The sequence below is a fragment of the Pannonibacter carbonis genome, assembly GCF_003012935.1.
GTDB classification, from domain to species: domain Bacteria; phylum Pseudomonadota; class Alphaproteobacteria; order Rhizobiales; family Stappiaceae; genus Pannonibacter; species Pannonibacter carbonis.
Genome location: NZ_PUDR01000009.1, coordinates 119533 through 134419, shown reverse-complemented (window position 1 = coordinate 134419; position 14887 = coordinate 119533). Strand labels below are relative to the sequence as shown.

At 64.9% G+C, this 14887-nt stretch carries 13 protein-coding genes; 9 read left to right on the top strand and 4 right to left on the bottom strand.

Annotated elements, in window-relative coordinates:
- Window positions 1-201: 201 nt before the first annotated feature.
- The 3 genes from C8348_RS14000 to C8348_RS13990 are packed head-to-tail and all read right to left on the bottom strand — an operon-like array spanning window position 202 to window position 4030.
- Window positions 202-1686: a sensor histidine kinase gene (locus C8348_RS14000; protein WP_106753963.1), complete on the bottom strand. Its 1485-nt coding sequence runs from the start codon at window positions 1684-1686 to the stop codon at window positions 202-204.
- A gap of 44 nt (window positions 1687-1730) precedes the next feature.
- Complete coding sequence (locus tag C8348_RS13995) at window positions 1731-3185, bottom strand: dihydrolipoyl dehydrogenase family protein (protein ID WP_106753962.1); 1455 nt, start codon at window positions 3183-3185, stop codon at window positions 1731-1733.
- A 59-nt stretch (window positions 3186-3244) separates the two neighbouring features.
- The gene (locus tag C8348_RS13990) at window positions 3245-4030 is read right to left on the bottom strand and encodes a TVP38/TMEM64 family protein (RefSeq protein ID WP_106753961.1); all 786 of its coding nucleotides are present in this window, start codon (window positions 4028-4030) and stop codon (window positions 3245-3247) included.
- 421 nt (window positions 4031-4451) lie between these two features.
- Between C8348_RS13990 and rpmH the strand changes: the two genes are divergently transcribed.
- The 8 genes from rpmH (at window position 4452) to C8348_RS13950 (ending at window position 12785) form a co-directional block, all read left to right on the top strand.
- Window positions 4452-4586 carry a 50S ribosomal protein L34 gene (rpmH, locus tag C8348_RS13985; RefSeq protein WP_106753960.1) on the top strand — a complete coding sequence of 45 codons (135 nt, stop codon included), beginning with the start codon at window positions 4452-4454 and terminating at the stop codon, window positions 4584-4586.
- A 69-nt stretch (window positions 4587-4655) separates the two neighbouring features.
- Complete coding sequence (gene rnpA, locus C8348_RS13980) at window positions 4656-5096, top strand: ribonuclease P protein component (RefSeq protein WP_106753959.1); 441 nt, start codon at window positions 4656-4658, stop codon at window positions 5094-5096.
- A 9-nt stretch (window positions 5097-5105) separates the two neighbouring features.
- Window positions 5106-6896: a membrane protein insertase YidC gene (yidC, locus tag C8348_RS13975; RefSeq protein WP_106753958.1), complete on the top strand. Its 1791-nt coding sequence runs from the start codon at window positions 5106-5108 to the stop codon at window positions 6894-6896.
- 124 nt (window positions 6897-7020) lie between these two features.
- Entirely contained in the window at window positions 7021-7668 is a 648-nt protein-coding gene (gene yihA, locus C8348_RS13970) for a ribosome biogenesis GTP-binding protein YihA/YsxC (protein WP_106753957.1), read from the top strand.
- A 219-nt stretch (window positions 7669-7887) separates the two neighbouring features.
- A complete protein-coding gene (locus C8348_RS13965) occupies window positions 7888-10029 on the top strand; it encodes a sensor domain-containing diguanylate cyclase (protein ID WP_106753956.1) in 2142 nt (713 codons plus the stop codon).
- A 123-nt stretch (window positions 10030-10152) separates the two neighbouring features.
- On the top strand, window positions 10153-11052 hold the full coding sequence (argB, locus tag C8348_RS13960) for an acetylglutamate kinase (RefSeq protein WP_208983758.1): 900 nt from the start codon (window positions 10153-10155) through the stop codon (window positions 11050-11052).
- The gene (locus C8348_RS13955; RefSeq protein WP_198647051.1) at window positions 11049-11795 is read left to right on the top strand and encodes a pyrimidine 5'-nucleotidase; all 747 of its coding nucleotides are present in this window, start codon (window positions 11049-11051) and stop codon (window positions 11793-11795) included. Before argB ends, C8348_RS13955 begins: the two co-directional genes overlap by 4 nt.
- An 84-nt stretch (window positions 11796-11879) precedes the next feature.
- Window positions 11880-12785, top strand: coding sequence for a LysR substrate-binding domain-containing protein (locus C8348_RS13950; RefSeq protein WP_106753955.1), 906 nt, complete (start codon window positions 11880-11882; stop codon window positions 12783-12785).
- Here the strand turns inward: C8348_RS13950 and C8348_RS13945 are convergent.
- Window positions 12765-13676 (bottom strand): EamA family transporter, encoded by a 912-nt coding sequence (locus C8348_RS13945; protein WP_106753954.1) that lies wholly within the window; start codon window positions 13674-13676, stop codon window positions 12765-12767. The genes C8348_RS13950 and C8348_RS13945 overlap by 21 nt on opposite strands.
- A gap of 185 nt (window positions 13677-13861) precedes the next feature.
- Between C8348_RS13945 and dapD the strand changes: the two genes are divergently transcribed.
- Window positions 13862-14713 carry a 2,3,4,5-tetrahydropyridine-2,6-dicarboxylate N-succinyltransferase gene (gene dapD / locus C8348_RS13940; protein WP_106753953.1) on the top strand — a complete coding sequence of 284 codons (852 nt, stop codon included), beginning with the start codon at window positions 13862-13864 and terminating at the stop codon, window positions 14711-14713.
- The last annotated feature ends 174 nt before the right edge of the window (window positions 14714-14887 follow it).

Below are 14887 nucleotides of genomic sequence, written 5' to 3'. Positions count from 1 at the left end.
GATTCTGCTTGTGCACAGAGGTGGAAAACCTCAACCGGCAAAACACCTTGGCGCCCATTCTGACAGCACGTGGCCGATTCCGGGTCTGAACGGCATCTTGCCGCCCTTGCAGGATCGCCGTCCGCGCGACGGCGTTGAAAGCTGCAGCCAGAGTTCCAACCAAAGTCGCGGTCAGCTTCCCGGGGACGGCCGCAGTCGCTGTCACTTTGTCCGGTCTGGCCAGTCAATGCGGAAGGTTGCCCCGACGCCGGCCTCCTCAAGCCGCACGGAACCGCCATGCGCCCGCGCCAGTTCGGAGGCAATCGCGAGCCCCAGTCCGGTGCCGCCGCTCCGGGCTGCACTCTGGAAGGCCCGGAAGAGGTTTGCACGGACCGCCGGCGGGATGCCTGGTCCTGTATCGGCGACATGGATGACGATGTTTTGCCCCGCCCGCTCCGCGCTGACGTGGATGCGGCAGACCAGGGCCTCGTCGGGAACCGCCTCCAGCGCCTGCATGGCGTTGCGCACCAGATTGAGCAGAACACGGAAGATCTGCTCCGGGTCTGCGTCGATCTCCAGGGCCGGGTCGATGGCGACGTCATAGTCGATCATCGGGTGATCGGCGAGGGCGAGCAGTTCGCCCACATCCGCCGCCACGCGGGCGAGGCGGACCAGGCGGCGGTTCGGCGTGGCCTCCTGCGCCTTGCCATAGGCCATGACGGCCTGGGTATAGGTGACGGCCCGGTCGAGCGTCGACAGGATCTTCGGTGCCAGCCGCCGCACGGTCGGATCGGGCACATTCTCGAGCCGCTCGATGAACAGTTGTGCCGAGGCCAGAAGATTGCGCAGGTCGTGGTTGATCTTCGACACCGCAAGGCCGAGGTCGGCCAGCCTCTGCTTCTGGTGCAGCGTGCGGGCCAGCGTGTCCTGCATTTCGGCAAAACGGCGCTCGGCATCACCGATTTCATCGCCGCGCAGGCTGTCCTGCAGCAACTGCCCGCTCGCTTCGGGATTCTCCGCAAACACCTGCATGGCCCGGGTCAGCCGCTGCAGCGGCCGCACGAACAGCGCCCGCAGGGCGATATAGACCAGCGCGGCGGTGAGGCCGGAGATGAACAGCGACAGCGCCAGGATGCGGCCCGAAAAGCCCAGCATATCCCGGCGCAGCAGCTCGATCGGCAACACGATATCGACCTGCTCGATGCCGCGCCCGCCGCTCATCGGCCCCTTGCCGATCACCCGCATCAGCCCCTCGCCGGAGCCCAGCAGGATGGCAAAACTGTCCACGATCGCACGCATCGGCGTTTCGTCGCGCATGTCGATGACCATGCCGATGTCCTGCGGCAGGCTGCTCATGGCAATCAGGCTGCGCCGTTCCCCTTCAACAAGGGCAATGGCCAGCGCGCCGGTGGTGCGCAGCAGTTCCTCCTGCAGTCTGGGAGCGATGGTGTTGGTCTCGCTCAGCACCGAGGCGGCAACGCCCGCCGTGGTCAGCCGGTCAGTCAGCCAGGTGTTGCGAAAATTGGCAACCGACGGAACATAGATGAACACTTCGGCCAGCATGACGAAGACGATGGTCAGGAGCAGCAGCTTGCCGGACAGGCCGCTGATGCGGCGCTGTACCGCTGCCCTGCCCTTGGCCGTGTTTGCTGTTGCCTGCACCGGCCGGGATATCTGCGCCGCGTGGTCCGAGGACTGCTGGTCCATCAGCCCTGTTCCCTGTCGGTCCGCTGAGTTTGCATCGCCGCCCCCTAGCCGAAGACCCGCAGCAACCGTATCACAGCCCTGACCAGAGCGCGCTTCGGCAAGTCGGCGTAATAGCTCACGGCGGCCCGGCGGATGATCTCGCCATAGGTCGGATAAGGCGCAATGAAGCCCGCGAGTTGCTTCATCGTCAGGCCTTGCGACACGGCCAGCGACAACAGGTTGGCAAGTTCGCCGGCATTGGCGCCGACCAGCGACGCCCCCACCAGCCGACCTCCGGGGCCCGCCATCAGCTTGACCTTGCCATTTGTCTTGCGGTCGGCCTGGGCCCGGTCATTGCCGGAATAGTCCACCCGCACGGTTTTCAGCCGGGTGCCGTAGCGCTTGCTCGCCTCGCGCTCCAGAAGGCCGACCTGGGCGATCTCGGGCTGGGTGTAGGTCACCCAGGGTATGATTTCCCGGTTCTCCTTGGCCGGCAGCCGGAACAGCGCCGAGCGCAACACCAGTCCGGCGTGATAGCCCGCCACATGGGTGAACTGCATGCCGCCGATGACATCGCCGATGGCATAGATGCGGCGGTTGGAGGTGCGCAGTCCCTCGTCGACCTTGATGCCGCGCGCGCTGAACTCCACCCCGGCCTGCTCCAGCCCAAGGCCGGCAAGGCTGGGCGCCCGACCGGTGGCGATCAGCAGATGCGATCCCTCGACATGGCCAAGGCGCCCGACGCCATCGGAGCGGCCACCCTGCTCAGGCCATTCCACAGCCAGGCTGATGCCGGAGGGGGTGGCTTCGGCCCGCACAACATGGGTCCGCTCGAGAAACTCCACGCCTTCGGCCTTCAGCGCCTCGATGACCAGCGGCACATGTTCGGCGTCATCCCGTCCGAGCGCATGCCCGGCTTCCAGCACGGTCACCCGCGCGCCGAGCCGGCGATGCGCCTGCGCCATTTCCAGACCTATTGGCCCGCCGCCGAGCACCAGCAGGTGCTCGGGGCAAGTCTGCAGATCGAAAATGGTCTCATTGGTGAAATAAGGCACGGCCTCAAGCCCGGGCACTGGCGGAATGAAGGCATGTGACCCGGTGGCAATAACAAAGCGGCGGGCGCGGATGGTCGTTTCCCCCACCAAGAGCGTGTCTTTGGCCGTGAATGTCCCGCCGCCCTTGAGCACCGTGACCCCCAGTCCCTCGAAGCGCTCGAGGGAATCATGCGGGGCAATCGCATCGATCACGGAGCGGACATGCGCCTTGACCGCGGCGAAATCGACCACAGGCTCCACCGGAGCAATGCCGAGGGCCTCTCCGGCTCGCCGGCTGGCGGCCAGGGTGGCGGCTGCCAACAGCGATTTGGACGGCACGCAGCCGGTGTTCAGGCAGTCGCCGCCCATCAGGCCCTTCTCGACCAGCACGACCGGCACCCCGAAAGCCGCAGCTCCGGCGGCCACCGACAGGCCGGCCGACCCGCCCCCGATTACACAGATATCCGGCGTCAACTGGCGCGACATTGCCCCTCCTCGGTTGTTCAGTCCCCGTGCAGGCCAACCGTTCCGGTTCTTGTCCTGCGTCATTCCTCTGCGCTGCCACCGTTGCGCTTGCGACGCCACAGGCGCAGCCCCACCGGCAGGAGCGCCACGAGCCCCATGACCACCAGAGCCGTCACCAGTTGCGGCGTCAGAAGCGCCATCAGACTGACGCGACAATTGCCGCGCGCCGCACAGCCCGGATCGAGCGCCTCCTGCGCAGCGATCACACTGTCAAAGCCTGACCCGACCATGGCGAAGGCAAAGGTTCCCGGCAAGATACCGATTGCGGTTGTAAGCACATAGATGCCGAGCGGCACCTGAAACAGCGCCGGGGCAATATTCACCAGCCAGAACGGGAACACCGGCGTCAGCCGCAGGAACAGAAGGTAACTTGCCGCATCCCGGCGGAAGCCGTCGGACAGCTTGCGCACGAAGGGCCCGGCCCGCCGCGCAAGCACCGTTCCAAGCGACGAGCGGGCGATCAGGAACACGACCGTCGCCCCCACCGTCGCCCCTGTGACTGCCACCAGCCCGCCCATCCACCAGCCGAACATTGCGCCGGCAGCAACGGTCAGAAGAGCCCCTCCGGGAAATGACATGGCCACCACAGCAGCATAGGCCAGCGCGAACACCGCCATGGCTTCCAGCCGGTTGCCACTGACATAGGTTGCTAGGGCCTCCCTATGCCGGATCAGGCCGGAGAGACTGAGCGCCTCATGCCAGCCGTTGAGATATCCGGTCAGGGTCAGGCCGGCGAGGAGGCCGAGCGCACCCCAGCGCAGCAGGGGCGCCACTGGGAATCGACGGGTCTGGTCAGGGTCGGGCATGGGGTCTGGCGGGCCTGTATGATGGTGCTGCAAGCGGGACAACATTGCCAAGGAAACAATTCTGCAGCTGCGGCAGCAAAGGACACGGCAAGAGTATCTGGCACGGACACTACCCCCAAAGCCTGGCAAAAGCGTTGCTGTCACCGATATTTGAGGCGAGTGCCTCACCACGCTCACCACCCCGTGATGAAGTGGTGGATCCGGCCATGCGCATCTGCCCGATGGTCGGAATGCGTGTGGAACGCGTTGACTTGGGGCCAGAGCCCCCGTATAAGCGCGCTCGACCCGGACTTGCACCCCCTTGTCCAGACCGTAAGCCTATGTCCGCTTGGACATGACTGAAAGTGTCTGGCAGGTCGTGGTGCTTCCAGCCCAGACTTTCTTAATCCAAAAGGGCCGCGCGACGGCGCGGATAACAAAAATGAAGCGTACGTATCAGCCGAGCCGCCTCGTTCGTAAGCGCCGTCACGGCTTCCGCCTCCGCATGGCGACCAAGAATGGCCGTCAGGTTCTCGCCCGTCGTCGGGCCAAGGGCCGCAAGCGCCTGAGCGCGTAAAGCGCCCGGCCGCGGCGCTTGTGACCGGACCTTTTGGGACATGGACCAACAACGCCGCCGCAGCCAATCATGAAAACTCTTAAAAAGCGCTCCGAGTTTCTGACCGTCGCCACTGGTGGACGGACAGACCGGCGCGCTTTTGCATTACAGGGCCTTGCGCGCGGTGACGAGGATGCCACCTCGCGCGTGGGCTACACGGTCACGAAGAAGACCGGGAACGCGGTGGAGCGGAACAGGATTCGACGCCGCCTCAGGGCTGCAGTCGCCCAGCTTGGCGATGACACGGTGCCGCAGGGTGCTGATTTTGTCATCATCGGCCGTCGGGCCGCGCTGTCCCTGCCCTTTACCGATCTCGTTCGTGACCTTATGTCGGGGCTCAAGCCGGCGCTTGATCCAAAGAGCGCGCGGCCACGGCACGGCCAACGATCTGGCACAGGTCGTTCGGGCGGCAAGGCCCCGGAAAAGACAACAGGTCCGGAACGCAACAAGGCCGACAAACACAAGGGGTGACGGCAGCTCATGGCTGACAATCGCAATACGTTCATCGCCATCGCTCTGTCGCTGGTCATCCTTCTGGGCTGGCAATATTTCATTGTCGGGCCGCAGATGGAGCAGCAGCGGGCCGAACTCGCGCAGCAGGAAGCCGCGCGCCAGGCCGCAAACCCGCAAGCGCCCGTACCTGCCGGCTCGGCGGCCATCCCCGGCGCTGATGGGGCCCAGTCTGTCGCCCAGACCCGTGATGCCGCCCTGGCCGCCTCTGCCCGTGTCCCGATCGACACCCCGCGCGTCTCCGGCTCGATCAACCTCACCGGCGGCCGCGTCGATGATATTCGTCTGAAGGACTACCGCGAGACGGTCGACCCGACGAGCCCGACCATTGTGCTGTTCTCGCCGAAGGGCACTCAGCAGGCGTATTACGCCGACTACGGCTGGGTCGCCGATGCAGGCGCCACCGTCGCCCTGCCTGGCCCGGACACTGTCTGGAGCGCCAGCAGCACCACGCTCAGCCCCTCTTCGCCGGTCACCCTCACCTGGGACAACGGCGCGGGTCTGGTGTTCACCCGCAGCTTCGCCATCGACGAGAACTACATGTTCACGGTGACGCAGGGCGTTTCGAACAGCACGGCGGCGCCGGTGTCGCTGTACCCCTACGGCCTGATCGCCCGCCGCGGCAAACCGAAGACCGAGAATTTCTACATCCTGCATGAAGGCCTGATCGGCGTTGTCGGCGAGAAGGGCCTCACCGAAGTCGACTACGACGAGGTTCAGGAAGCAAAGCAGATCAAGCCGGGCAAGTCTGACAAGGGCTGGCTGGGCATCACGGACAAGTACTGGGCGACGAGCCTCGCCCCGGTTCGCGGCACCAGCTTCGAGCCGAGCTTCAGCTACAATGCCAGCACCGACATCTACCAGGCCGATTTCCTTGGCGATGCTGTTGCCGTCCAGCCGGGCGCCAATGGCGAGGCCGTGTCCTACCTGTTTGCAGGTGCCAAGGAAACCAAGCTGATCGACGCCTACGAGGACACGCTGAAGATCGAAGGCTTCGAGCTGCTGATCGACTGGGGCTGGTTCTACTTCCTGACCAAGCCGATGTTCTTCGTCATCGACTGGTTGTTCCATCTCGTCGGCAACTTTGGCGTCGCCATCCTGCTGGTGACGGTTCTCGTCAAGCTGGTCTTCTACCCGCTGGCCAACAAGTCCTACGTCTCCATGAGCAAAATGAAGCTCGTGCAGCCGCAGATGCTGGACATTCGCGAGAAGTACAAGGACGACAAGGCCAAGCAGCAGCAGGCCTTGATGGAGCTTTACAAGTCGGAGAAGATCAATCCGCTCGCCGGCTGCCTTCCCGTTCTGATCCAGATCCCGGTGTTTTTCGCGCTCTACAAGGTGCTGTTCGTCACCATCGAAATGCGCCATGCGCCATTCTTTGGCTGGATCCATGACCTGTCTGCCATGGATCCGACCACGATCTTCAACCTGTTCGGCCTGATCCCGTGGGATCCGCCGACCTTCCTGATGCTCGGCATCTGGCCGCTGATCATGGGCGTCACCATGTTCGTGCAGATGAAGATGAACCCGGCGCCGACCGATCCGGCCCAGCAGATCATCTTCACCTGGATGCCGGTGCTGTTCACCTTCATGCTGGCCTCGTTCCCGGCGGGTCTAGTGATCTACTGGGCCTGGAACAACAGCCTCTCGATCGCCCAGCAATATGTCATTATGCGGCGGCAGGGTGTGAAGGTGGAACTCTGGGACAACCTGCGCGACACGTTCAAGAAAAAGAAGCCTGCGGAAGAGACCAAGGGCTGAACGGACGGCTGATCCGTCCATGCCGGATACACCAGCAACACCCCGTGGCCGTCCACGGGGTGTTCTGCATTGATGCCCAGGCGCCGCGCTCGACGGCAGCCGGGCAACAGGATAGAAAAGTACGATGACCCACACACCCGAATTCACCGAAGATCAGCTCGAAGCCGGCCGCCTTCTGTTCGCCAAGCCCTGGAACTTCGTCACCAGCGTCGCCGACATGCGCCAGCTTCCGGCTTCTGCCGGTGTCGAGATCACCTTTGCCGGACGCTCGAACGTGGGCAAGTCGAGCCTGATCAACGCCCTCACCGGGCGCAAGGATCTGGCCCGCACCTCGAACACGCCCGGCCGCACCCAAATGCTGAACTTCTTCGCTGCGCCCGAGACCGGCATGACCCTTGTTGACATGCCCGGCTACGGCTACGCCGAAGCTCCGAAGTCCATGGTCGACGCCTGGACGGCACTGGTGTTTTCTTATCTGCGTGGCCGGCCGAACCTGCGCCGCGTGTTCCTGCTGATCGACAGCCGCCATGGCATCAAGCAGAACGACCTCGACACCATGCAGTTGCTGGACAAGGCAGCTGTCGTCTACCAGGTCGTGCTCACCAAGACCGACAAGATCAAGCCGACCCAGCTTGCGACGTTGCTTGATGCGACCGCAGAGACATTGCGCAAGCGCCCAGCGGCCTTTCCGATGATCATCACCACCTCTTCGGAAAAGGGGCACGGACTGGACACCCTGCGCGCAGAAATTGCAAATCTGCTGGAAAGATAAACTTAATATCCGTATTTTTAATTATGTATCCTGCAGCATTCCGGCTGATCCTCGCACTTTTACCTAACGGCATACACGTAACTTTAACGAGCATCGCGCCAGAGTAAGCCTGACAGAACCAACAATGGTCCAGGCGACGTGACACGGTTTTCCGCTCCGGATGAGAATGAAACGGCGGCCCGCCCCTGTAGCGCCCCTGCCGGATGCGACGTTTCACGGATGACTTCCGGCGAACGGGCCAATGCGATGCTGGCGGTGCTGGAGGATCCGAACGAGCTCGATTTGAAGGCATTGGCCGAGCTGGCCCGGGGCATTGCAGGATGCGCCCGCGGCTTTGTTGCCATTCTTGAAGGCCCACAAACGATCGTCATCAACGCCGGTAACGGGGGAACCCTTGTCCTCAATACCGACGAGACCCTGTGTTGCGATGTGGTGCGCCAGGGCAAGGCCGTGGAATATCCGGACCTGCGCCGCGAGCCGCATCTTGCCAATCATCCAAGCGTGACCGCCGGCCTTCACTATTACGCCGGCTTTCCGCTTTGCGACGTCAATGGCAATATCATCGCGTCGCTTTGTGTCCAGGACCACGCTGCCCGGCCAGACGGGCTGGACGAAGCGACGCGGGCCATGCTGTCCCATCTCGGCATCATTGCATCGCGCGTCCTGATCACCCGAAACCACACGACATGGCTCCGCGACTTTCTCGACATTGCATCGGACTGGGTCTGGGAACACGATCCGGTCCACGGGGTCACCTTTTTACCGACGCAGGTCGACACACCCGCCAGGAAATGCCTGTCTGACGGCGGCTCGGAAGAGGTCAAATACGAGGCAAGCCCAGAACTCCTCGCTCTTCTGGCGAACCATGACCCGGCCCAGCCCTTGCGCGATCGGCGCTATCAGACGATGTACCGCGGTCAGGTCCACAGTATCAGCATCACTGCAAGGGCCCGCTTCGGGCGGGACGGAACTTTCATCGGCTATCGCGGCATCTGCCGCGATGTCACCATCGAGGAAGAGAGCCGCCGCCAGATGGAGTATCTGGCCCGTCACGACTCCCTGACCGGCCTTGCAAACCGGATTGGCTTCCACAGCGCGGTCGATGCCACCTATGCAGATTGGCAGGAGAACGGCGAACCGGCGACCTTGCTCCTGCTCGATCTCGACAATTTCAAGCTCATCAACGACACCTATGGTCACGCTGCCGGGGATGAACTTCTGAAGGTCATCTCAGGTCGCCTGCGGGCCTGTGTCTCCGATGAAGCCACCATTGCCCGGCTGGGTGGCGACGAGTTTGCCATTCTCGACCCTGCCTTGCGGCGCGATCTTGCCATAGAGGACTGCGCCATGGGGCTCGTCCGGGCCTTGTCGGAGCCGGTCCATTTTGATGGTCGCAGCGTCGCGTGCGGCGTGAGTATCGGCGTCGCGCTGCTGCCGCGTGACGGCGGCACGCCGGACCAGTTGCTCGGCAATGCCGACCTCGCGCTTTATGCTGCCAAGGCGGAGGGGCGCGGACGCTACAAGGTGTTCCAGCCGCCCATGCGCGAGCGCATCGACAATCTTGACCGCCTGCGTCGCAGTGTCCTGCGGGCCCGCAAGGATGGCGCGCTGGAAATTGGCCTGCGCGAGATCCGCAGCCTTACGGACAACAGCCTGATCGGAGCCCAGGCCGTCCCTGTCTGGAACCGCGCTGATGGCAGCAGCCGGGTCCTGGATCACCTGCACGAGGAACTTGGCTCATCCCTTGAAGCCCTTGATGCAGCCAACTGGCTGCTTGAACATGCGATCAACCTGGCCAGGGCATGGCACGGCCTGGCATCCCATCGCCTGCGCCTGCGCGTCGGCCTGGCCCCGGCGCAGCTCGCCGATCCAGGGCTTGCCATCCGCGTCAGATCGTTGCTGGCCCGCTCGGGCCTTGCTCCGGGCGCCCTGCAACTGGACCTCAGTGCAAGCATGCTTGCCGGCCTGACGCCCGACATGTTCGCAAGCCTTGCCACCTTGAAGGGAGATGGCGTTCACCTTGGCCTGACGGGCTATGGCAGCGGAACGACCACTCCCGCCCAGCTGATTGCTGCGGGCATTGACCGGGTTGGTCTGAACCTGACATCAGCAATGGAAACGGGCGTGGACACTCCGTTCCGTCTCGCCCAGGCCCTGGCTCGCCTTGCCCTTGACCTCGGATTGTCCGTGACGGCCGAAGGCGTGACCACTCGCGCCGAAGAGCGCAGCCTTGCCCTCGCCGGCTGCGATGAGTTTCTCCTGGTGGCTTCGGCACCGCTGAAATCACAGGCCGCTTTCCTGCGTCAGATCGCGCGATCCGAGGAACGTTGCCAGCCCGGCGTCCAGGCATTCGCGGGCTGAGGACCCGCCAAAGCGCGTTGAGTAGCCCCGCCAAACCGGCTATAGACGCTGACCGGCCCAAACGGCCGTCCGGGCGGCAGTGCCGCGCCGGCCCCGCCACCGCAGCAGCGAGCGCCACCGCCCATGACCAGCCCCATGACCAGCCAGGACTTCCTCAGCAACGCGCATATCATCGCCCAGGCCCTGCCCTACATGCAGCGCTACGACAAGAAGCGCGTCGTGGTGAAGTACGGCGGCCATGCCATGGGTGACGCCGAACTTGGCCGCGCCTTTGCCCGTGACATCACCCTGCTGCGCCAGTCGGGCGTGCATCCGGTGGTCGTCCACGGCGGCGGCCCGCAGATCGGCAGCATGCTGACCCGTCTTGGCATCGTCTCCGAGTTCAAGGGCGGCCTGCGCGTCACCGACAAGGCCACCGTCGAGATCGTCGAGATGGTCCTCGCCGGCTCGATCAACAAGGAAATCGTCCAGTCGATCAACGCCGAAGGCGGCCGTGCGGTCGGCCTCTGCGGCAAGGACGGCAACCTCGTCAAGGCGTGCAAGCTGACGCGCACCATGGTCGACCCCAATTCCCACATCGAGCAGATCGTTGATCTCGGCTTCGTCGGCGAGCCGGCTGTCGTCAATCCGACCATGCTCGAACTGATGCTGAAGGAAGACCTGATCCCGGTCGTGGCCCCTGTCGCCCCTGGCGAGGATGGCGCCACCTACAACATCAACGCCGACACCTTTGCCGGTGCCATTGCCGGCGCGCTGAATGCCTCGCGCCTCCTGTTCCTCACCGACGTCCCCGGCGTTCTCGACAAGGACGGCAAGCTGATCAAGCAACTCACCGTTGCCCGCGCCCATGAGCTGATCGCCGATGGCACCATCTCCGGCGGCATGATCCCGAAGGTCGAGACCTGCATCGAGGCGCTCGACCGGGGCGTGGAAGGCGTCGTCATCCTGGACGGCAAGGTTCCGCACGCCGTCCTCCTCGAACTCTTTACCGACCGCGGCGTCGGCACGCTGCTCTGCAAGTGAGCGGCGCCCCCGGATCCGGCGAGGGCGGCCACGCCCACACCTACGACCTTCGCGCCTTCACCGGCGTGGAGGCCTGGGTGTTCGACCTCGACAACACGCTCTACCCGGCGCATGTCAACCTGTTCGCGCAGATCGACAAGCGCATCTCGGAGTATATCGCCAGGCTCCTGTCGCTCGACGAGGTCACCGCGCGGATCCGCCAGAAGGAATATTACCGCGACTACGGCACGACGTTGCGCGGGCTGATGCTGGAACACCAGATCGAGCCCGACGACTTCCTCGCCTATGTCCATGACATCGACTATTCGCCGGTGCAGCCGGACCCGAAGCTTGGCGAGGCGATTGCTGCCCTTCCGGGCCGCAAGTTCATCTTCACCAACGGCGACCGTCCCCATGCGGAACGCACGGCCGCGGCCCTCGGCATCACCGACCATTTCGAGGACATCTTCGACATCGTCGCCGCCGGCCTGATGCCGAAGCCGAACCGCGAGACCTACGAGCTGTTCCTGAAGAAGACCGGCGTCGCCCCGGCGCGCGCGGCCATGTTCGAGGACCTCACCCGCAACCTGCTCGTGCCGCACAAGCTCGGCATGCGCACCGTGCTGATCGTGCCGCAGGGCACACGCGAGGTGTTCCGCGAGGCCTGGGAGATGGAAGGCCAGGACGCCCCCCATGTGGACTTTGCCACCGACGACCTCGGCGGCTTCCTGCACGCGGTGCTGGGGGTCCTGAAGACCGGCTGAGACGGCCCCAGACGCCACCCATAGACGCAACACCGTCCTTGGCTGTATTGAGAAAATATCAAGTCACATCAGCCGAAAGCCACCATGGTCTCCCTGCGCGCCCTTCATGCCTTTGCGCTCCTCGCCCGCCACGGCCGGGCGGCGCAGGCGGCGGATGATCTCGGCGTCTCGCCCTCGGCCCTGTCGCATCTCCTGCGCAAGCTGGAGAGCGAGCTGGGGGCGACCCTCGTCCTGCGCGATGGCCGCGGCCTGACCCTGACCGAGGAAGGCAAGCGCCTCGCCCTTGGCCTTGGCGATGCCTTCGAGCGCATCGAGACCGCCGTCGACAGTTTCCGCCGCCGGGGCCGGACCGAGCTGCGCATCTCGACCGTTTCCACCTTCGCCACCCGCTGGCTGATCCCGCGCCTGCCGGATTTCCAGGCGGTGCAGCCGGATGTGGAGCTGCTGCTGTCGGCCACCACCCGCGTCATTGATCTCGACCGCGAGAACTACGACTGCGCCATTCGCCTTGGCACCGGCGACTGGCCCGGCATCGAGAGCACGCTGCTCTGGCGCGAGCATCTCGCCGTCGCCATGGCGCCGCGCCTCTTGAAGCCCGAGATGAACGCCGCCCAGCCCGGCCTTTCCGGCCTTCGCCTGCTGCACAGCGCCTCGCGCCGCGATGACTGGCCGAAGTGGCTTGCCCACGCCGGGCTGAAACACGCGGACGCCGGGTCTGGGATGGTGCTGGAAAGCCGCGATCTTGCCATCCAGGCCGCCGTCGCCGGCATGGGGGCCATCGCCATCGACCGCCGCTTCGTGGCACAGGAACTGGCCGCCGGGCATCTGGTCATGCCGGACTGGCCGGTGATGCAGCTCGACACCGGCTACTGGTTCGTCCGCTCGCCCGGCCGCCCGCTCAGCCGCCCGGTCTCCGGCTTCCGCGACTGGCTCTTCGCCGCCGCCTCAATGGACGCGACCGGCCAAGCCTCAGCCCATCCGGCCCCATAACAGGCCAAGGATCGCGGCCACGATCAGCACGCAGCCGGCCAGCTCGCGGCCATTCACCCGCTCGCGGAACACGAACCACGAGAAGGCGAGCGTGAACACCAGCTCCACCTGCGCCAGCGCCCGCACATAGGCCACCTGCTGCAGCGTCATCGCGGTGAACCAGCCCGCCGATCCGGCAACGCCCACCAGCCCGACCCACACCGCCTGCCGCCAGTGGACACAGCTCGCCTTCAGCTGATCCGGTTCGCGCAGCGCCATCCACACGATCATCACTACCGACTGGAACGCCGTCACCACCGCCAGCGCATAGGCGGCCTGCATCAGATAGCCCGGCCCCTCCAGCGCCAGCGAGGCGGCACGGTAGAAGGCGGCCGATGCGCCGAACAACGCCGCGCTGGCGAGCCCGATCAGCGCCGGCTTGCCCGTCAGCGAGGCCAGGATCGCCTTGGCCGTCATCGGCACCCGCGCCATGGAAATGAGGATGACGCCCGCCACCCCGACCGCAATGGCAATCGCGGCGGAGAGATCGACATGCTCGCCCAGGATCAAGACGCCGAACAGCGCCGCCTGCACCGGCTCGGTCTTGCTGTAGGCCGTCCCGACCGCGAAGTTGCGGAAGGAAAACAGATGCACCAGCAGGAAGGTCGCGCCGATCTGCGCCAGCCCGCCCAGCACCGCCGCCACGGCAAAGTCAGCCCCCGGCACCGGCAGCGCCATGCCGAAGCCCCAATGCAGCACGCCGACATAGGCAAGCGCGAAAGGGAAACCGTAGCCAAACCGCACGAAAGTCGCGCCCGTCGTGCCGAGCCGTCCCTTCAGGTGTTTCTGCAAGGCCGAGCGCAGGTTCTGGCAGAAGGCGGCAAACAGGGTAACGACGATCCACAGGGGCATGTCCGGCTCCGGCTGGCGTGGACACGGGACCGATTCCCGCCTTCGCCAGCGCTGCACCCTAGACGCCCGGCACCAATGCCGCACTTGAGTGCTTCTCAAGTCGCATCAAGCATTGACTCAAACCGGTACGCCGCCTTTTATCCGCGCGAACAGATTTTCATTCCTCTGCGGAGCCGCACAAACCCATGTCGCACGATCTTGCCCAGCTTGCCGCCACCATTGACGCCGCCTTCGAGAACCGCGCCACCATCGACACCAGCACCCGGGGCGAGGCCCGCGACGCGGTCGAGACCACGCTGAACCTTCTCGATCGCGGCCAGCTGCGCGTTGCCGAGAAGCAGGAGAACGGCGCCTGGCACGTGAACCAGTGGGCAAAGAAGGCTGTGCTTCTGTCCTTCCGCCTCAACCCGATGGACGTGATCAAGGGCGGCCCGGGTCAGGCGACCTGGTGGGACAAGGTTCCGTCCAAGTTCGACGGCTGGAGCGGTGTCAACTTCGAGGAAGCCGGCTTCCGCGCCGTTCCGGGCTGCATCGTTCGCCGCTCGGCCTTCATCGGCAAGGGCGTAGTGCTGATGCCCTCCTTCGTCAACCTCGGCGCCTATGTTGATGAAGGCACCATGGTCGACACCTGGGCCACCGTCGGCTCCTGCGCCCAGATCGGCAAGAACGTGCATCTGTCCGGCGGCGTCGGCATCGGCGGCGTGCTCGAGCCGCTGCAGGCCGGCCCGGTCATCATCGAGGACAACTGCTTCATCGGCGCACGCTCGGAAGTCGTCGAAGGCGTGATCGTGCGCGAAGGCGCCGTCCTGTCCATGGGCGTCTTCATCAGCGCCTCGACCAAGATCATCGACCGCACCACCGGTGAAGTCTTCATCGGCGAAGTGCCGGCCTATTCCGTGGTGGTCCCGGGCGCCATGCCGGGCAAGCCGCTGCCGGACGGCACCCCGGGCCCGAGCCTCGCCTGCGCCGTTATCGTCAAGCGCGTCGACGCCCAGACCCGCGCCAAGACCGCCATCAACGAACTCCTGCGCGACTGATCAACCTCCGCGCGTCGTCCGGGACCGATTGGGGCACTTGCCCCTCTCTCCGCAGTGATCCCCGCCCCTCGTGCGGGGATCCATCCCGCGCTCAACTCCGGGCAAAGCCGCAAAACACCTGTCCCCCACCCAGACGGCCCCTCCCCCTTTCTGTTCCGCCATTCTGCGTGTAAA